The sequence below is a fragment of the Streptomyces sp. NPDC026500 genome, from assembly GCF_055567635.1.
This window is the reverse complement of sequence record NZ_JBVHQB010000007.1, coordinates 26,334-44,885: the sequence shown is the minus strand read 5'-3', so window position 1 is coordinate 44,885 and position 18,552 is coordinate 26,334. Positions and strand designations below refer to the sequence as shown.

General features: G+C 72.3%; 17 protein-coding genes and 1 pseudogene. 5 read left to right on the top strand and 13 right to left on the bottom strand.

All coding sequences use genetic code 11. The annotated features are described in order from the left end of the window. Positions 1 to 48: 48 nt before the first annotated feature. The 8 genes from ACZ4N5_RS14700 to ACZ4N5_RS14665 form a co-directional block, all read right to left on the bottom strand. Positions 49 to 846: an ABC transporter permease gene (locus ACZ4N5_RS14700; protein WP_467757461.1), complete on the bottom strand. Its 798-nt coding sequence runs from the start codon at positions 844 to 846 to the stop codon at positions 49 to 51. Beyond that, positions 833 to 1,705 (bottom strand): 2-aminoethylphosphonate ABC transporter permease subunit, encoded by an 873-nt coding sequence (locus tag ACZ4N5_RS14695; protein ID WP_467757460.1) that lies wholly within the window; start codon positions 1,703 to 1,705, stop codon positions 833 to 835. The genes ACZ4N5_RS14700 and ACZ4N5_RS14695 overlap by 14 nt, the downstream gene beginning before the upstream one ends. Next, complete coding sequence (locus tag ACZ4N5_RS14690) at positions 1,698 to 2,861, bottom strand: ABC transporter ATP-binding protein (RefSeq protein ID WP_467757459.1); 1,164 nt, start codon at positions 2,859 to 2,861, stop codon at positions 1,698 to 1,700. The genes ACZ4N5_RS14695 and ACZ4N5_RS14690 overlap by 8 nt, the downstream gene beginning before the upstream one ends. Continuing rightward, positions 2,858 to 3,568: an HAD family hydrolase gene (locus ACZ4N5_RS14685; RefSeq protein ID WP_467757458.1), complete on the bottom strand. Its 711-nt coding sequence runs from the start codon at positions 3,566 to 3,568 to the stop codon at positions 2,858 to 2,860. Before ACZ4N5_RS14685 ends, ACZ4N5_RS14690 begins: the two co-directional genes overlap by 4 nt. A gap of 5 nt (positions 3,569 to 3,573) precedes the next feature. Next, positions 3,574 to 4,698, bottom strand: coding sequence for a TIGR03364 family FAD-dependent oxidoreductase (locus ACZ4N5_RS14680; RefSeq protein ID WP_467757457.1), 1,125 nt, complete (start codon positions 4,696 to 4,698; stop codon positions 3,574 to 3,576). Between the two features lie 167 nt (positions 4,699 to 4,865). Continuing rightward, entirely contained in the window at positions 4,866 to 5,624 is a 759-nt protein-coding gene (locus ACZ4N5_RS14675; protein WP_467757456.1) for a GntR family transcriptional regulator, read from the bottom strand. A 45-nt stretch (positions 5,625 to 5,669) separates the two neighbouring features. After that, positions 5,670 to 6,572 (bottom strand): hypothetical protein, encoded by a 903-nt coding sequence (locus ACZ4N5_RS14670; RefSeq protein WP_467757455.1) that lies wholly within the window; start codon positions 6,570 to 6,572, stop codon positions 5,670 to 5,672. Positions 6,573 to 6,825: 253 nt separating this feature from the next. Next, the gene (locus ACZ4N5_RS14665) at positions 6,826 to 7,950 is read right to left on the bottom strand and encodes an ROK family transcriptional regulator (RefSeq protein WP_467757699.1); all 1,125 of its coding nucleotides are present in this window, start codon (positions 7,948 to 7,950) and stop codon (positions 6,826 to 6,828) included. Between the two features lie 222 nt (positions 7,951 to 8,172). Between ACZ4N5_RS14665 and ACZ4N5_RS14660 the strand changes: the two genes are divergently transcribed. Next, a complete protein-coding gene (locus ACZ4N5_RS14660) occupies positions 8,173 to 9,264 on the top strand; it encodes a Gfo/Idh/MocA family oxidoreductase (RefSeq protein WP_467757454.1) in 1,092 nt (363 codons plus the stop codon). Continuing rightward, a complete protein-coding gene (locus ACZ4N5_RS14655; protein ID WP_467757453.1) occupies positions 9,261 to 9,746 on the top strand; it encodes a heme-degrading domain-containing protein in 486 nt (161 codons plus the stop codon). The genes ACZ4N5_RS14660 and ACZ4N5_RS14655 overlap by 4 nt, the downstream gene beginning before the upstream one ends. A gap of 189 nt (positions 9,747 to 9,935) precedes the next feature. Here the strand turns inward: ACZ4N5_RS14655 and ACZ4N5_RS14650 are convergent, their stop codons facing one another. From ACZ4N5_RS14650 to ACZ4N5_RS14635, 4 genes and pseudogenes are all read right to left on the bottom strand, one after another. Continuing rightward, positions 9,936 to 10,793: a fumarylacetoacetate hydrolase family protein gene (locus tag ACZ4N5_RS14650; protein WP_467757452.1), complete on the bottom strand. Its 858-nt coding sequence runs from the start codon at positions 10,791 to 10,793 to the stop codon at positions 9,936 to 9,938. Between the two features lie 168 nt (positions 10,794 to 10,961). Next, positions 10,962 to 11,708, bottom strand: a complete 747-nt coding sequence (locus ACZ4N5_RS14645) for a YidC/Oxa1 family membrane protein insertase (protein ID WP_467757698.1) — start codon at positions 11,706 to 11,708, stop codon at positions 10,962 to 10,964. Between the two features lie 140 nt (positions 11,709 to 11,848). Further along, positions 11,849 to 12,157: a DUF6412 domain-containing protein gene (locus ACZ4N5_RS14640; protein WP_467757451.1), complete on the bottom strand. Its 309-nt coding sequence runs from the start codon at positions 12,155 to 12,157 to the stop codon at positions 11,849 to 11,851. A 207-nt stretch (positions 12,158 to 12,364) separates the two neighbouring features. Further along, positions 12,365 to 12,880: pseudogene (locus tag ACZ4N5_RS14635) on the bottom strand (winged helix-turn-helix transcriptional regulator); the annotation flags it as partial. Positions 12,881 to 12,960: 80 nt separating this feature from the next. Between ACZ4N5_RS14635 and ACZ4N5_RS14630 the strand changes: the two are divergent. After that, positions 12,961 to 14,544: an MFS transporter gene (locus ACZ4N5_RS14630; protein ID WP_467757450.1), complete on the top strand. Its 1,584-nt coding sequence runs from the start codon at positions 12,961 to 12,963 to the stop codon at positions 14,542 to 14,544. Between the two features lie 164 nt (positions 14,545 to 14,708). Here the strand turns inward: ACZ4N5_RS14630 and ACZ4N5_RS14625 are convergent, their stop codons facing one another. Next, complete coding sequence (locus ACZ4N5_RS14625; protein ID WP_467757449.1) at positions 14,709 to 15,527, bottom strand: class E sortase; 819 nt, start codon at positions 15,525 to 15,527, stop codon at positions 14,709 to 14,711. A 342-nt stretch (positions 15,528 to 15,869) separates the two neighbouring features. On the opposite strand from ACZ4N5_RS14625, the gene ACZ4N5_RS14620 reads away from it, so the two are divergent. Together ACZ4N5_RS14620 and ACZ4N5_RS14615 are read left to right on the top strand one after the other, a co-directional pair. Further along, positions 15,870 to 17,345 (top strand): glycoside hydrolase, encoded by a 1,476-nt coding sequence (locus ACZ4N5_RS14620; protein ID WP_467757448.1) that lies wholly within the window; start codon positions 15,870 to 15,872, stop codon positions 17,343 to 17,345. Positions 17,346 to 17,530: 185 nt separating this feature from the next. Next, the gene (locus ACZ4N5_RS14615) at positions 17,531 to 18,550 is read left to right on the top strand and encodes a hypothetical protein (protein WP_467757447.1); all 1,020 of its coding nucleotides are present in this window, start codon (positions 17,531 to 17,533) and stop codon (positions 18,548 to 18,550) included. The last annotated feature ends 2 nt before the right edge of the window (positions 18,551 to 18,552 follow it).

Genomic DNA, 18,552 nt, shown 5'->3' with positions numbered 1-18,552 from the left:
TTGTCAGGGCTTTTGGTAACTGTCGAGAGCTTTTGAAGATGAGCCGGATCAGCGGTAGGAGGCCTTGGTGCGGATCCGGGAGACGGCGAACAGGACGAGCACCGTCGCCGTCATGAGGACCACGGCGAGCGCGGACCCGGTGAAGAGGGCACCGCGGTCGGTGGCCGCGTAGATCTGGACGGGAAGCGGGGTCCAGTCGGGCGGGTAGAGCATCATGGTGGCGCTCAACTCGCCCATGGACAGGGCGAAGCAGAGCCCCGCGGCGGCCGTCAGCGAGGGCAGCAGCAGGGGCAGCCGCACCCGCCACAGCACGGAGGCGGGCCGGGCGCCGAGCGAGGCGGCAGCCTGTTCGTAGGCCGGGTCGAGACGGACGACGGCCGCCGACACGGACCGGTGGGCGAACGCCGTGACGAGAACGGCGTGCGCGAGGAAGACGATCCAGCGGGTGCCGTTCAGAAGCATCGGCGGCTTGGAGAAGGCGACAAGGATCGCGAGCCCGACGACGACGGAGGGCACCGCGACCGGCAGCATGAACAGCGCGTCCAGGACACGTCTGCCGCGCTTGCCCAGGGCGTGCCCGGCGAGCGCCGCCCAGGTGCCGACGACCAGCGCGAGCAGACTCGCGGTGACCGCGGTGACCAGGCTGGTGGTGAGAGCGTGGAGGGATTCGCCGCGGGTGGCGGCGGTGTAGTGCCCGGTGGTGAGGCCGGACGGGAGCGCGCCCGACCAGTTGGTGGCGAACGACGCGGCGAGGACGACGAGCAGCGGCAGGGCGAACAGGGGCAGGAAGAGGACGAAGAAGACGGCCCAGCAGGCCCACTTCCCCTTGCGGCTATGCACCAGCACGGCGGCTCACCACCCGGTAGAGGGCGTAGAGGCCCACGGAGATCAGGACGTTGACGACGGCGACCACACAGGCTCCTGGATAGTCCGACTCCAGGATCGCCTTGCTGTACACGAGCATCGGCAGGGTCGTGACCCCCTTCGCCCCGGTGAACAGGACGATCCCGAACTCGTTCAGGCAGAGCACCAGGACCAGGCTGCCGCCGGCCGCGAGCGCGGGCAGCGCCTCGGGCAGGATCACCTGCCGCACGATCCGCGCGGGCCGCGCACCGAGCGAGGACGCCACCTCCAACTGACCGGTGTCGATCCCCGAGAAGGCGGCGAGCAGCGGCCGCATCACGAACGGGGTGAAGTAGGTGACCTCGGCGAGGAGCACTCCCCACGGCGTGGTCAGGAACTGGAACGGGCCCTCTGTGGCCCCGGTCGCGCCCGTCCAGAGTCCGTTGGCCATGCCGACGGTCCCGTAGGCGAACAGCAGCGCGAGTGTGATCAGGAAGGACGGGAAGGACAGGAAGACGTCGATGAACCGGGCGACCGCCTTCGCGCCGGGGAACGGCACGAAGGCGATGACCAGGGCGAGCACGAATCCGAGGACCAGGCATCCGGCCGTGGAGCCCACCGCGAGCCACACGGTGGTGCCGAGCGCCTCCCGGAAGGCCGTGGAGGCGAACACGTCCCCGTAGGCCTGCGCCGAGGTGCCGCCGCTGTCCGGCCGGAACGACTGCTGGACGACGAGGGCGAGCGGGTAGAGGAAGACGAGGCCGAGAACGGCGACGGGCGGCAGGGCCCACGCCCAGGACGGCATTCCCGTGCAGGACTTGGTGACCGTGTTCGCGGGCGCGGTGACCGCGGCGCTAGCCATCCCGGGTCACCCCTTCGGCCATCCCTGCGGTCTGCCTGTCGGCGACTCCGGCCGGCCGCTCGGCGTTGATTTCGGCCGTCCGCGCTCCGGTGATCTCGGCCGCCCGCTCGGCGGTGACTCCCGCCGGGAGCAGCACCGCGTCCTCCGGCGCGAAGTGCAGGTCCACCGAGTCCCCCGGCGCCGGAGTCGTGCGCAGCTCACGCAGGTCGGCCATCACCCGATGGCCGCCCACGTCGACGTGGAGCCGGTGGGTCGCACCGCGCCACTGCACCTCGGCGACCACCCCTTTGACGGCGTTGGGCCCCTCGCCGAGTCCGACGAGGTGCGGCCGTACGCACAGGGTGGCGCTCGCGCCCTCGGCGGCATCCCCCGTCGGCACCTTCAACTCGGCCCCGGCGAAGGTGACTCCGTCCGCCCGCACCTTCACCGGCAGCAGGTTCGCCTCGCCCACGAAGGCCGCGGTGAACTCGGTGCTCGGCGTCCGGTACAGCTCGCGCGGTGTGCCGACGTCCCGCAGCCGGGCCTTGTCCATGACGGCGATCCGGTCGGCCAGGGTCAGTGCCTCGACCTGGTCGTGGGTGACGTACAGGATCGACACGTCCGGCAACTCCCGGTGCAGCCGAGCGAGTTCGGCGAGCATTCCGGAGCGCAGCCGGGCGTCGAGCGCGGACAGGGGCTCGTCGAGCAGGAGGACCCCGGGCCGGATGGCGAGCGCCCGCGCGATGGCGACGCGCTGCTGCTGTCCGCCGGACAGCTCGCGCGGGTAGCGTCGCGCGTACGCCGCCATCCCGGTCATCTCCAGCGCCTCGGCCACCCGCCCGCGGATCTCGCCCTTGGGCGCCTTCCGCGCCTTGAGCCCGAAGGCGACGTTGTCCTCGACCCGCAGGTGCGGGAAGAGCGCGTACTGCTGGACGACCATGCCGATCCCTCGCCGGTGGGGCGGCAGGTCGGTCACGTCGCGGTCGCCGATGAACACCCGTCCGGCGGCGGGCCGCACGAATCCGGCGACGGCCCGCAGCGCGGTGGTCTTCCCCGACCCGGACGGCCCGAGCAGGGCCATCACCTCGCCGGGTTCGACGGTCAGGTCGAAGGAGTCGAGAACCGTGGTGCCGCCGTAGGCGACGGACACCCTCTCGAAGCGGACGCCGCTGCTCATCGCCCGACTCCGGCGGCGAATTCGCCGAGCAGCGCGGGCAGTTCGGCCACCGAGCCGAGTACGTGACCGGCCCCGGCGGCGCGCAGCGCCTCGTCTCCGTGCGCCCCGGTGAGTACACCGACGACGACACCCGCCCCGGCGCGTACACCACTGAGCATGTCGTACGAGGTGTCGCCGACGACGGCGATCTGGCGGACCCCGTCCGCGGCCCCGGTCCGCAGGAACGCCTCCAGCACCATGTCGGGGTAGGGGCGCCCGCGGCCTCCGGCGTCGGCCGGGCACAGCGTGAGCGGCACCAGGTCCCGCCAGCCGAGGGCGTCGAGGATGGCGTCCTGGGTGACGCGGGCGAAGCCGGTGGTCAGGACGACGGTCCGGCCGCCGCCCTGGAGTTCCTCGATCGCCTCGCGGGCCCCGGCGACGGGCGCGAGGCTCCCGCCGTCGACGAGTTCCCCGTACGCCTTCTCGAAGGTGGCGTTGGCGCGCCGGGCGAGGGCCTCCTCGCCGAACAGGTGCCGGAAGACGGAGATCTTGGACTCGCCCATGGTGGCGCGGACGTGGTCGAGCTTCTTGTCGTGGTCCGCGGAACCGGGCTCGACGCCCAGCTCCCCGGCGGCCACGGCGAAGGCCCGCTCCACGAGGCCGCCGTCGGCGACGGTGGTGCCGGCCATGTCGAGCACCACAAGTCGCAGGTCGCGTATGTCGTTCAACTCGTTCACCATCCCAGTTCGTCGGCGGTCGTCTCGGCTATGGCGGGTGAGCAGGTCATGCCGCGCCCGCCGGGCCCGGTGACCAGCCACACCCCGTCCCGCACACGCTGGCGGTGCACGACCCGGCTCGCGTCGGTGCACTGCGCGTACACCCCGGCCCAGCGGCGCCGGATCTTCGGCAGCGGGCGGCCGAGGAAGGATTCGACGACCTCGGTGAGGTGGTCGTAGGGGTCTTCGAGGGTGTCGAAGGCGAAGGGGTGCTCGTACTCGTGGGTGTCGCCGATGGTCAGCCCGCCGTCGGCGCGCTGCACCATGAGCAGCTGCATACGGTGTTCGGCGGCGATCGGCGCTTGCGGCTGACCGGAGTTGAGTTCGTCGAGCGCCCCGCTCCGGTACGCGGGGTAGTAGCGGAAACTGTCCGCGTCGGCGACGGAGGTGGTGAGCGGCTCACCCAGCGGGTCGGTCTGCATCATCTGGAGCCGTACGCGCCGCACGGGCAGTTCGGGGCCCGCCAGTTCCCGTACGAGACCGCCGAGCCAGGCGCCCGTGCACAGCACCACGGCGTCACCGCTGTGGATGTCACCGTGGTCGTCGCGGACAGCGTGCTCGCCGATCACCTCACGGACCTCGCGGCCCGGCCGGAACGTGTAGTTCGGGGATTTCAACAGTTCGGCACGGAGGGCGAGTTGGGCGGTGCGCGGCTCGACGGCCGCGTCGCGCTCGCAGTACAGGGCCGCCTCGAAGGCGCCGCGCAGCGCGGGGTTCACCGCACGTGCCTCACCCGCGGTGAGCAGTTTGTAGCCGCGGGCCGCGGCGTCATCGCGGGCCAGGGCTGCCTCGGCGACGGCGAGTTCGCGCCGGTTGCGCACCGGGGTCAGCGATCCGCATGCCCGGAAGCCGAGACCGGGGACGCGTGTCCCGATCTCCTCCCACAACTCCCGCGCCCGCAGCGCGGTTTCGAGCTCCTCTCCTCCGGCGCGACCACTGACCCAGATCTGCCCGAAGTTGCGCAGCGAGGCCCCACGGGCCTCCGCCTCACGCTCGATCTGTACGACCTCGTGGCCGCGCTCCATTGCATGCCAGGCGTGCAGGGTGCCCACCACGCCGGCTCCGACGACTATCACTCTCACGACGGCAACGCTCCTCGGGACGGGGGAATCGGAAGGGTCCGGACAGCAACCGGATGATGAACTGCCCATCACGTTTGGGCTAGACCCGTTATCTATACGTTACAAAAAGAGGGCGGACCGAAGCCCGCCCAGCCCGCCTCGACCTGGCTGGAAATCGATCGCCCGGATCAATCGCCGAGGTGCGCGGTGAACGAGAACCGGTCCCCCCGGTACAGCGTCCGCACCCGCTCCAGCGGCCGCCCCTGCGTGTCCCGCGAGACCCGGTGGATCAGCAGCATCGGCAGCGCGGGCGGCGTTCCGATGAGCAGCGCCTCGCGGGGAGTGGCCAGCACGGTCTCGATCCGCTCGTCGGCGTCGCCGAACGCGACACCGAGCCGCTCGTGGAGGTACGCGTAGAACGAGGAGTCGGGGTCGAAGTCGCGGTCGAGGTCCGGGACCCGGCCCACCGCCACGTAGGTGCTCTCCAGGCCGACCCGTTCGTCGTCCGCGAGCAGCACCCGCTCCATGTGCCAGACGGGCTCACCGCGTTGGAGCCCCGCCTCGGTGGCGAGTGATTCAGGACAGGGGAAGCGGTCGAGAGAGATGAGCGTACGACCGGGGGTGCGCCCCTGCCGCCGAACGCCCTCGGTGTAGCTCGCCAGCGAGAGCGGCTGCTCCAGCTTGGGACCGGCGACCACCGTGCCGCGGCCCTGCCGCCGCAGCTTCCCTTCGAGCAGCAGCTCGCGAAGCGCCTGACGCACCGTCTCGCGGGCGACCTCGTACTTCTCGGACAGATCGCGTTCGGTGGGCAGGAGCCCTCCTTCGCCCAGCTCCTCGACGAGCCGGGCGATGTGCGCCTTGACCGCGTAGTACTTCGGGATGCGGCCGTGCTCCGGAATACCGGAGCGCACGGGGGCGCCGGGGGCCTGGTCGTTCGGATAGTCCACGGAAACGATCGTCGCAGACGGCGTTCCCGCCACGGCTTCCAGGTGTCAGCGCCGGCGCGGGCGCACCCGCCGTGACAGGGCGAGCAGTCCGGCTCCGGCGGCGACCAGCGCGAGCGCGAGCGCGGCCAGTCCCAGCCGGTTCGGCCTGCCGGGCCCGGTGCTGGCCAACTGGTCCGCGGAGGGCGCCGCCATACCGGTCCCGGCGGTGCCGCCGACACTGGTCGTCCCACTCGCCGCGCCCGTACCGGCACTGGCACGCGCGCTCACACCGGGGTCGGCACTCGCACCGGGACTCGCGTCGGCGTCGGTCCCTGTGTCCACGGTGCCGCCCTGGTCCTCGCCCGTCTCCGCGGACTTGCCCTTGTCCTTGGCATCGCCCTCGACACGGAACCGGTAAGGGTTCGACTCCCCCACCCAGTCGCCGTCGTCGTCGTGCTTCTGTACGACGGCCGCGTTCGCGACGACGGCGTTCGGAGCGGTCGCGTCGGAGGTCAGGGACAGCCGCACCTTCACGGTGAGGGTGCGGCCGGGGGCCACGGTGAACCCGGGGAAGCCGTCGTCGAACGGCCCGACGTTCTCGGCCTCGTCGCTCCGCTCGAACTTCACCGTGTGGGCCCGCTCCCCCTCGTAGAACTCCAGCCGCGCCTGCCCCGGCCGCAGCGTCCGCTTCTCGTCCACGAGGACGACGACCGGGTGGATCGCGCCGCAGGGGTGCGCCGTGGTGTTGGTGAGGTCGATGTACCAGGTCCCGAAGTCGCCGCCGGCCTGGTAGGCGTCGGGACCACCGTGGATACGGGTCTTGATCGGGAAGTCACGGGTGTCGGACGAGACACAGGCGGGGCGGGGGTCCAGCGCGTACGCCGGGGTCGGCGTGAGCGTCACGCACAGGGCGAGAGCGGTCGGGGCGAGGGCGGTCGGAGCGAGCGGATGGGCCGTACGCAGTCGCATGAGGAGCCTTTGGCCGATCGGGAGGGGGCGGGGATCGGGAGGATCGAAAGCGTCAGTCGGTACCGGGCAATGGCCTCGCGACCCTGCCACGCGTCACCCCCACCGACGGACCGCCACCCGTGAAGTCACCCCCGTTCGGCCCCCCAATTCCCCCCACCTGGCCCGCACACCACACCCCGGCCCACACTCCTCCCCCCGGCGGGCACTCCCCCAGCTCGGCGGGCGTTCCTCGCCGAGCAGGCGCTCCCTTCGTTCAGCCCTCTCCCCGCCCGAACAGCGGGGCCAGCAGCAGTTGGGCCGCGCCCTCGGCCACTCCCCGTGCTCCGCCGGGGGCCACCCGAACCGGCACCGGGGCGCCGCCCCCTTCACGCCGGGCCCGTTCCTCCAGGACGGCCCCGACGCCTCGTACGAAAACCTCCTCGTGAGCGGCGACCGTACGCCCGCCCAGCAGCACGAGGTCGATGTCGAGCAGCCCCACCAGATTCGCCGCACCGGCCCCGAGCACCCGGGCCGCCTCGGCCAGGGTGCCCCGGCCCACCGCGTCCAGACAGAGCACCTCGATGCACCCGCGGTTCCCGCACTCGCACAGCGGCCCGTCCAGCTGGATGACCTGATGTCCGAACTCCCCGGCCCCGGTACGGGCCCCCCGGTGCACGACCCCGCCGATCACGAGCCCGGCTCCCAGTCCCGTACCGAGATGCAGATACGCGAACGATCCGCCGCCCGCGAAGCCGGAGCCGGACGGAGCGCCGGTCCCCACCGCGATCCCGAGCGCCGCCGCGTTGGTGTCCTTGTCCACGACCACCGGCAGCCCGAGCCGCCCGGCCAGCGCGTCCCGCAGCGCGAACCCGTCCCACTCGGGGAAACCCGTGACCCGGTGCAGCACCCCCAGGGTGTGATCGAGGGGCCCCGGCAGCGCGACCCCCACGCCCAGCGGTGACACCCCGCCGAGCAGGGCCGACACCTCCCCGGCCGCCCCCTCGACCACCGCGTCGGCCCCGGCCCCCAGGTCCAGCGGCGTGCGCCGCTCGGCCACCACGGCCCCGGTGAGATCGCAGAGCACCACGGTCAGCTCGTCCCGGTCGAGGTGCAGCCCCACCGCGTGCCCCGCCTCGGGCACGAGCCGCAGGACCGTACGGGGCTTGCCGCCCGTGGACGCGCGGCGCCCCGCCTCCGTCGCGAGACCGTCCGCCCTCAGCCGCGCGGTGATCTTGCTGACGGCCTGCGGGGTCAGTCCGGTCCGCTCGGCGAGTTCCAGGCGGCTGATGCCGGCCGCCCCCGCCGTGCGCAGCAGATCGAGCACCAGAGCGGCGTTGTGACTGCGCAGGGCGGGCAGGTTCACCCCGGCACCCGCGCCGGTTCCGGGAGTCCCGGACACACCCTGATTCCCGAAGGCGCCGTAGGTCCCGACCACACCCTGGTTCGTGAAAACGCCGGACGCCCCGGGTCCACCCTGATCCGCGAAAACACCGGAGGTCCCGGGTACACCTGGATTCCCAGGCGTCCCCGGCATCCCGCCCCCACCCACATTGGTCCTGTTCACACCACCCATTGTCCCCCGCGCTTGCACTTTGGCAACAGCGTTGCGAAAGTAGGACCCATGACAGGCATGACTGGTACTGGTACGCCCCTTCGCGTGGGTCTCGTCGGCTACGGCCTCGCGGGTTCCGTTTTCCACGCCCCGCTGATCGCCACGACCGAGGGGCTCGCCCTCGACACGGTCGTCACCACCCATCCGGAGCGTCAGGCGCAGGCCCGCGCCGAGTTCGGCGACGGACTCCGGTTCGCCGCCACGCCCGACGAACTGCTGGCACGCGCCGACGAACTCGACCTGGTCGTCATCGCGTCCCCGAACAAGACCCACGTCCCGATCGCGACAGCCGCCCTGAAGGCGGGCCTCCCCGTGGTCGTGGACAAGCCCATCGCCGGTACGGCGGCGGAAGCCCGCGAGCTGGCCGCCCTGGCGGACGAGCGCGGCCTGCTGCTCTCCGTCTTCCAGAACCGCCGCTGGGACAACGACTTCCTGACCCTGCGCAAGCTGTTCGCCGAGGGTGAGCTGGGCGACGTCTGGCGTTTCGAGTCCCGTTTCGAGCGCTGGCGCCCGCAGCCGAAGGGCGGCTGGCGCGAGTCCGGCGACCCGGCGGAGATCGGGGGTCTCCTCTACGACCTCGGCAGCCACCTCGTCGACCAGGCGCTCGTCCTCTTCGGCCCCGCGGCCTCGGTGTACGCCGAGTCGGACATCCGCCGTCCGGGCGCGCTGACCGACGACGACACGCTCATCGCGATCACGCACGAGAGCGGGGTCCGCTCCCACCTCTTCGCCTCCGCGACGACCGCCCAGCTCGGCCCGCGCTTCCGCGTCCTCGGCTCGCAGGCGGGTTACGTCAAGTACGGCCTCGACCCGCAGGAGGCCGACCTGCGCGACGGCAAGCGGCCCGGCGTCACGACCGAGTGGGGCATCGAGCCGGAGGCCCTGTGGGGCCGCGTCGGCTCCGGCGAGTCCCCGCTGACCGGCGGCGGCCGACCCGAGCCGACGGTCCCGGGCGCGTACCCCGCGTACTACGCGGCCGTCGCCGCCGCCATCCGTGACGGCGGCCCCAACCCGGTCAGCGCCCACGAGGCCGCGGCCGCCCTCGACGTCCTGGAAGCCGCCCGCCGCTCCGCCCACGAGGGAGTAGTGGTGTCCCTGTGACCGCGCCCGTCGAACCGGAGATCGCCGAGCTGATCACCGAGCTGGAGGAGCAGGAGCGCCGTCTGACGCTCCCCCGCTTCACCCACGAAGACGCCTGGACCCTCGGCACGCTCCTCGTCGAGCTCGCCCGCGAGCGGGGCGCGCCGGTCGCCGTCGACATCCGCCGCGGTGGCCAGCAGCTCTTCCACGCGGCGCTGCCCGGTTCCACCCCGGACAACGACGCCTGGATCGACCGCAAGCGCCGCGTCGTCGAGCGGTACGGCTGCTCCTCGCTGCTGGTCGGCTCGCGCTTCCGCGCCAAGGGCACGACCTTCGAGGAGTCCTCGCGCCTCGACCCCGACGCGTACGCGGCCCACGGGGGCGCGTTCCCCATCGCCGTCACGGGCGCGGGCGTCATCGGCACGGTAGTGGTGTCGGGCCTGCCCCAGGTCGAGGACCACAAGATGGTGGTGGAGGCCCTGGAGAAGCTCCTCTCCGCCTAGCAAGCCGTTTCCCCGCGCCCCAAAAGCGGCGCGGGGAACGGCGCGACCAGCCACAAAGGGCCCGCAGCGAACGACGGACAGGAGGGCCCCATCAGGGGCGCGAGGAACGGCGCGACCAGCCACAACGCACCCGCGGCAAAGGACTCACCCCAGCCCCAGCGGACCCCAACCGCGAACCAAGCGGAGCGCCTACGCGTTCTTGAGTTCCTGCCGCTGCCGCCCCAGCCCCGCGATCTCCAGCTCGACGACATCCCCCGCCCGCAGATACGGCTTCGGCTCGGGCTGACCGAGGGCCACCCCGGCCGGCGTCCCGGTGTTGATGACATCGCCGGGGTACAGCGTCATGAACCGGCTGACGTACCGGACGACCTCGGCGACCGGGAAGATCTGCTCGGCCGTCGTACCGTCCTGCTTGAGCTCCCCGTTCACCCAGAGCTTCAGCGACAGCGCCTGCGGGTCCGGGACCTCGTCCGCCGTCACCAGCCACGGGCCCAGCGGGTTGAACGTCTCGCAGTTCTTGCCCTTGTCCCACGTGCCGCCGCGCTCGATCTGGAACTCGCGCTCGGAGACGTCGTGCGCCACCGCGTACCCGGCGACATGCGCGAGCGCCTCCTCCGCGGACTCCAGGTAGCGGGCGGTACGGCCGATGACGACCGCCAGCTCGACCTCCCAGTCGGTCTTCTCCGACCCGCGCGGGACGAGCACCGTGTCGTTCGGCCCGACCACGGTGTCCGCCGCCTTGAAGAAGATCACCGGCTCGGCGGGCGGCTCGGCTCCGGTCTCCCGGGCGTGGTCGTGGTAGTTCAGCCCGATGCACACGACCTTGCCGATCCGGGCCAGCGGCGGTCCGACGCGCAGTCCGGCCGCGTCCAGCGCGGGCAGCTCACCGGCCGCTACGGCGGCCCGGATCCGGCCGAGCGCCGCGTCGTCGGCGAGCAGCGCCCCGTCGATGTCCGCGACGACGCCCGACAGATCCCGCAGGGTCCCCTCGGCGTCGAGCAGCGCGGGCCGCTCCGACCCCGCCGTACCGACTCGCAGCAGCTTCATGGTCACCATCTCCCTCGATCGCGGGCCGTCGACCGACGGGTGCGGCCATCGGAGGACCGGCCGATCCTCCAAGCTCGCCGTCCAGTCCGCAAGACCCCGTTCACGGACTGGACCGGCCCGCGCCCGGTTTCCGCACCGGACGCGGGGCCTCCGCGGGACAGGCCGCCGTCAGGCGAGAGCCATAGCCGCGGGCGCCGCCCCCGGCATGTCCCGGTAGAGCGCCGCTCGCTCCACCGCGCTCCACGCCGTACTGGTCACCACGTACAGCGCGGCCGCCAGCGGCACCACGGCCACGGTGAACAGCGTGAAGAACGACATGAACGGCATGAGTTTGGCGACCGACGCGAGGGCGGCCGCCTGCTCGCCTTCGCCCACCGGCGGCGCGGCGGCGGTCATCCGCTTCGTGCGCACGTAGTTGAAGCCGGCCACGACCGCGACGACGGCGAAGAGGACCAGGTAGACGAGACCGGCCGGCCCGAAGAGCCCGCCGTCGCCGAGCGCGTCCGCCCACCGGCCCCCGAGCGGCGCGGCGAACAGCTTGTGCCCGAGCAGGGTGTTGGCCCCGCCGCCGATCGTCGAGCTGGAGAACAGGTGGTAGAGCAGGAAGAAGGCCGGCATCTGGAACAGGCTGGGCAGACATCCGGAGAGCGGCGACACCTTCTCCTCGGCGTGCAGTTCCATCAGCGCCTTCTGGAACTTCTCGCGGTCCTTCCCGTGCTTCTTCTTCAGCTCGGTGATCTGCGGCTGAAGGGCCGCGCGCGCCCGCTGCCCGCGCGCCGCCGCCCGCGACAGGGGATGCACGAGCAGTCGTACGAGCGCGGTGAACAGGACGATCGCGGCAGCGGCCGCCGAGGCGTGGAACAGCGGCTGGAGCAGGTCGGCGATCTGCTCGACCAGGTGTGCGAACACGGACATGAACGTGGACATGGGTGAGCCCTCCGGGGGTCTCGTCGTGCCGGGAGTACGGAATGCGGCATGACGACCCGCGCAGGTCACCGGGGAGAAAGAGCCACCCGGGCTGAAGTGTCACCGGGGGTGGAGGAGTGAAGGGTGCCCTACGCGGTCGCCGGGAGGGCGTATCCGGGTGCCCTGGGCCGCGGCCGTCCACTGGCGTCCGGATCGCGTTGCGGCAGGAAGGCCGTGCGGCGGGCGCGGTCGCGGATGGCCGTACGCACCCGGGTGGGCGGCACGACGGGCGCGCAGCGCGCCACGATGAGGGAGCAGGCGGCAAAGGCGGACCCGGCCGCGGCGGTCGCGGCGAACGCGACGGTGGCGGTGAGGCTGCCGGTGTCGAGCAGGGCGACCTCGAGGAGCAGGAGCAGCAGTACGGCGGCGGGGCGGGCGTTGGCCCAGGTCCGGATCATCGACTGCCCCTCCTCTCGTACGTGGTGCGCCCCTCGTACAGGGTGCGCGTGTCCTTCCGTTCGTTATACAGGATGCTTCTCGACCGACCGCCCGGGATCCACCCGTGAATCCGTCCCGGCGTCCTCGCCGGCAGCCGTCCCGGCGCCCTTTCGGGAGTCCGCCCCGATCGGCTCGCGGGACCCGGCCCCCGTCGGCTTCTGGGCGCCCGTGTCGACCGGCTCCAGCAGCCGCCTCGGCCCGAGCAGGGCGCGGCTGACCGGGTCCGCCGGGTCCCGGTCGAGTCCGGGGCCCGGTGTCATCTCGACGTCCGGGACGGGCACGACAATCGCGCAGGCGGGGCATTCGCCGTACGGGCCGAGTTCCGTGCCGCAGGCGGCGTGACGGAAGTAACGCAGACGGCTTTCGGAGAAGTGCTCGCGGCCCCACAGGCCGAGCGAGCGCAGGGTGGGCCACAGGGCGATACCGCGGTCGGTCAGGACGTACTCGTCACGTGGCGGCGACTCCTGGTAACGGCGCTTTTCGAGGATGCCCTCGGCGGTGAGCGCCTGGAGACGGGCCGCGAGCACGGCGCGCGGGATACCGAGGTGCACGAGGAAGTCGTTGTAGCGCCGTACGCCGTAGAGCGCGTCGCGGACGACCAGGAGCGTCCAGCGTTCGCCGACGATCTCCAGCGCGCGGGCGATCGAGCACTCCTGCGTCGCGTAGTCCTTGCCCAGAGCCATGACTCCACTGTAGCGACTTTTCGACACGTTGGTTCAGTGAACGAACCTAGGGTGTTACGATCTGGTCGAGGCAAGGTTCAATGACCGAACCGACTCACGAAATGAAGAGGCAGGCCATGACCCGGCTCGACCCGACCGACACCAGCACGCAGCCCGCGCACACCACCGCACCCTCCGGGGGCGCTGTGACGTCGGCCTCCCCGGCCGGTTCGCCCCGCGCGCCTTCCTCCGCCCCACCGGTCCCCGGGGTCCCGGCGGCCGCCAGGACCTCCCCGGCCTCCCCGGCCTCCCCGGCACCCTCGGCACCCTCGGCCTCCCCGGCGGAGAGCGCCCCGCGGGCCACCCCGACCCTCGCCCTGACCAGTGCCGCCACCGCCGTGGCCCTGATGACGTACACGGCGCCGATGGTCACGCTCCCCGACACCGCGGCCGCGCTGCACACCTCGGTCTCCGCCCAGGCCTGGCTGCTCAACGGCACCCCACTGGGCCTGGCCGCGCTGCTCCTGGTCGCGGGCAGTCTCGCGGACGACTACGGCCGCCGCCGGATCTTCATGGCCGGCACCGTCGCCCTCGGCGTCACCACCGCCCTGGGCGCGCTCGCGGGCTCGACCTGGCTGTTCACCCTGACCCGTATCGCGCAGGGCGCGGCGAGCGCGGCGATCCTCGCGAGCAGCCTGGGGCTGATCGTGCACGCCTTCCCCACACCACGCGGGCGACTGCACGCGACGGGGGTGTGGGGCGCGTTCGTCAGCGGCGGCATCGCGGCGGGCCCGCTCCTCGCGGGGGCCATAGCCGGCTGGAACTGGCGGATGGCGTACGCCGTCCTGGGCGCCGCCGCCCTGATCGTCGCCCTCCTCGGCACCCGCGCCCTGACCGAGTCCCGCGCACCCCGCGGCGGCCGGCCCGACCTCGCGGGAGCGTTGACCTTCGGCCTCGCGCTGGTCTCGCTGGTGGCCGCGCTGACGCTCGGCCGCGACGGCTGGCTGCGCGCGCCGGTGGGGCTGCTGCTGGCGGCGTTCCTCGTCCTGATGGCCGTGTTCGTCGCCGTGGAACGCCGTACCGGGACGCCGATGATCGACCTCGGACTGCTCCGGCACCGCCGTTTCCTCGCCTCGTCGGCGGGCGGGCTCTTCATGGGCCTCGCGGTGATCGGCCTGTTCAGCTTCCTTCCCGCGCTGCTCCAGCGGACGCTCGGGCTGTCCGCCATCGACACCGCGTGGCTGTTCCTGCTGTGGTCCGGCCTCTCCTTCACGGTCGCCCTCCAGGCCCGACGTCTCGCCGGCCGGGTCTCCCACCGCCACCAGCTCGCCATCGGTTTCGCCCTGCACGCGGCCGGCGTCCTGACGATGCTCGGCGCGATCGGCGCCGGCTCCTGGCCCCGCCTGCTCCCGGGCTTCGTGATCTCCGGGGTGGGCAGCGGCCTGCTCAACGCGGCGCTGCCGCTGCTCGCCGTCGAGTCCGTGCCCGCGACCCGCGCCGCGATGGGCTCCGGCGCCCAGCAGACCTTCCGCTACATCGGTTCGTGCGCCGGGGTCGCCCTCACGATCGCCCTGGTCACCTCCACCGGCGGTCCGGCGCGTGGCTCGGACATCGCGATCATCGTCTCGGCGGTGCTCGCCGCACTGGCCGCCGCGAGCGTCCTGGTGCTGCGGGACCGGGCGTGAGCCTGCGAGACCGCCACAGGTGAGCCTGTGGGACCGGGCGTGAGGCTGTGGGACCGGGCGTGAGCCTGGCGGATCGGGCGGGAGCCCGCCGGGTCGCCGTGAGCCGCCGGGTCGGCGGCGCGGCAAGGGGCCCGGCGGGCGCAGGGCGCGGAGCAGGGCGCGAGTCAGCGGGGCCGCATGGCGGTGAGCTTCCCCCACACCGCCATGCGGTACCGGGAGGTGTACTCGGGAGTGCACGTGGTGAGCGTGATGTAGTACCCCGGTTCGCTGTACCCGTACGACGGCCGGACGGTGCTGTGCGGCACCGGACGGATCACCCCGCCGTCCCGCGGGGAGGTCCGCGGAAGCGTCCGGTCGACGGTGTACGTGTAGACGGCGGTCCTCGTCTCGACGGTGATCGTGTCGCCGCGCCGGAGCCTCGGAAGGTACCGGAAGGGCTCGCCGTGCGTGTTCCGGTGTCCGGCGAGCGCGAAGTTGCCTGCCTGGCCCGGCTGTTGGGTGCCCTTGTAGTGGCCGACGTAGCCCTTGTTGAGGACGTCCGCCTTGCTGACGCCCTCGGCGACGGGCACCCGGAGGGAGAGCCGGGGAATGCTGAGGACGGCGTAGGCCTGGGACCACCGGGGCCGCACCTGACCACTGTCGGCGCCGGACGAGGAGGGCTGTCCGGCGGACCCTCCGGCGCCCCCGGCATCAGTCTCGCCGTCGCCGGGCCTCCCGGCGCCGGGACCAGCGCTCGCGCCCTCGGCGGTGCTCGCGTCGGGGGCGGCACCCGGGGCCGGGGTCCCCCACTCCCGTTCCAAGGCCTGCACCTTGCGCTCCGCGCCGTGCTGCGCCTGGCGGTTGGTCCACCACAGCTGGTGCACGACCAGCAGGAGCAGCACCACTCCGACGGTGACGAGCACCTCGGCGCCGCTCCAGACCGCGCGCCGGTACGCGGCCCGACGTCGCCGCGTGCCGTGGTGCACGATCCCCGGAGCCCGCATCCGTACGCCCCCTTCGCCGGGCGCACGATAAGCGCCGCCCCGCCAACTCGCCAGCCCCGCGCGGCTCCCGTACGCACCGAGTCCCCTCGGCGCACCGACAGCGCACCCGCCACGTCCACCGCCGCTCGCGCCGACCGGGGCTTCCTCCACCGGTTTTAGAAAGGGCTGTCACAACTCTCGACAACCCCACACGCCACACCCGATGCTTCCTGATGGCATCAGTGGGACAGGCAAGCGCCGGTGGGGACGAGCCGGCGACCGAGTTCGAAGTCGAGTCGAAATCGACGGCCAACTCCGGTGGGACGACCGGCAGTTGTGCGGAGACGGACGGAGAAGCCAGCCATGATCCGACGCAGAACACTTCTGGCCGCCGCGGGCGGTACGGTCCTCGGCGGCGCCCTGGCGACGGGCACCGCCCGCGCGGACGCGACGATCGCCGTCAACCCCGCCACGACGTACGGGAAATGGGAGGGCTGGGGCACCTCACTGGCGTGGTGGGCCAACGTCTTCGGCGCCCGCGACGACTTCGCCGATCTCTTCTTCACCACCAAGTCGACGACGTACAACGGTGCTTCGCGTCCAGGTCTGGGACTGACCATCGCCCGCTACAACCTCGGCGCGTGCAGCTGGAACAGCGTGGGCGGCGAGAGCATGGCCGCCTCCGCCAACATCCCCTCGTTCAAGCAGATCGAGGGCTACTGGCAGGACTGGAACAACGAGGACCCGACGTCGTCGGCCTGGAAGTGGACGGCGGACGCCACCCAGCGCGCCGCCCTCACCAAGGCGACGGCGCGCGGTGCGACGAGCGAGCTGTTCGCCAACTCTCCGATGTGGTGGATGTGCCTGAACCACAATCCGTCGGGTGCCTCGGGCGGCGGCAACAACCTCCAGTCCTGGAACTACCGCCAGCACGCCTCCCACCTCGCCGCGGTCGCCCTCTACGCCAAGACGAACTGGGGCGTGAACTTCGCCACCGTGGAGGCGTTCAACGAGCCCTCCTCCAACTGGTGGACGTCCACCGGCACCCAGGAGGGCTGCCACATGGACGCCTCCGTCCAGTCGGCCGTACTTCCGTATCTGCGCAGCGAGTTGAACGCCCGGGGCTTGACGTCCACCAAGATCTCCGCGTCGGACGAGACGAGTTACGACCTGGCCCGTACGACGTGGGGCTCCTTCAGCTCGACGACCAAGGGCCTGGTCAACCGGGTCAACGTGCACGGCTACCAGGGTTCGGGCGGCCGCCGGGACCTTCTCTACACGGATGCCGTGACGTCCTCCGGCAAGGCGCTGTGGAACTCCGAGTACGGCGACGGCGACGGCACCGGCCTCACCCTGGCGAGCAACCTCCTCCTCGACTTCCGCTGGCTGCACCCGACCGCCTGGGTCTACTGGCAGGTGATGGACCCGACGGCGGGCTGGGGCATGGTCAAGTACGACGCGAGCACCCTGACAGCCGGCGCGGTCGAGACGAAGCTCTATGTGATGGCCCAGTTCAGCCGCCACATCCGCCCGGGCATGACGATCGTGGACACGGGCGTGGACTACGCGGCGGCGGCGTACGACGCGACGGCCAAGCGCCTGGTGATCGTCGCGGCGAACAAGGCGACGTCCGCCCAGACCCTGACCTTCGACCTCTCCCGCTTCACCACGGTCTCCGGCGGCACGGGCGGCCTGGTCCCCCGCTGGAACACCCTGACGTCCGGCGGCGGCGACCTCTACGCGTCCCACTCGGACACCTACCTCAGCGGCAAGTCCCTCGCGGTGCCGTTCGCGGCGGGGGCGGTACAGACGTTGCAGGTGGACGGGGTGGTGGTGTGAGGCGGGCCTGAGGGGTCGCGGCGGCACAAGCCACCACGGCCCGGTCGGCCGATGGGTCGGCCGACCGGGCGCTCGGCCGACGCGATGCCCCGATGACACGTTCCGGAATATGCCGTCGGGGACTCCCGCGTCTCTGGCCTGCAGGTCTCTCTCCTTGGCGGCCCGACGGCAGTACGGTGTCCCCCATGCGCCCCGACACGCCTGCCGAGAACGTCGACCACACCGCCGAAGCGGCTCGCCTGGAGCGGACCGCCGGCCTGTATCCGGAGGACGCCGAGCACCTGCTCCTGCAGGCCGCGGCCCACCTCGAACTGTCCGGCGACCGCCCCGGCGCCACCACTCTCTACGACCGCCTGCTCGCCTCGGACGCTCCCCTGGAGAAGCCGTATCTGGTACGCGCCCTCAAGGCGTCGAACCTGTGGGAGTACGACCACGAGGCCGAGGCCCGCGCGATCATCGACGGCGTCAGGGCCGCGGCCCCCCGCGACCCGGCCCCCTGGGTGATCGTGGCCGAGGCCCTGGAGTCGCACGACGAGCTGGAAGCGGCGCAGGACACGTTCACGCAGGGAACGGTCCTGCTCCTGACGGACGTACCCGAGCCCCCGTACACCACGCTCCCGCTCCTGTTCGGCCGCCACCGCGTGCGCCGCATGCTGGGCGCGGCCCACGACGAGTGGGACGCTCTGGCCGACACCCTGCACTCGTCCCCGATCTCCCTGGACGAACTCCACGACCCGAAGCGGGTCTGGTCCCTGGGCTCGGACAACCCGGCGGAACTCCAGGCCGAGATCAGCCGCCTCCAGGCCGAACTGGGCACCTACCGCGAGGCCCTCTCCCGCCCGTTCCCGGTGGCGGTCCTGCACTGGTCGGCCCCCGAACTCGCGGAACTGACCGCCGCGTACCCGGACCTCACCACCGAGTACCCCTCCCACGAGGAGCACCTCGCCACGATAGAGGCGTCCCTCCGCGAACTGGCCGCCTCCGGCACCCCGAACCTCGGCATCGTGACGGCCACGGTCCCCTCCTACGAAGCCTTCGCCGCCTCAGAGGCCGCATCCCCGGCCGACACGATCCTGCTCCCCCAGTACGCGACGACGCTGGCGGCCCGGGGGTTGGCGGTGGCTTGGCCGCCGCAGCGGGGGAGCGAGTGCTGGTGCGGGTCGGACGGGCAGTACCAGGAATGCCACGGGATCACGGGGGCTTGAGG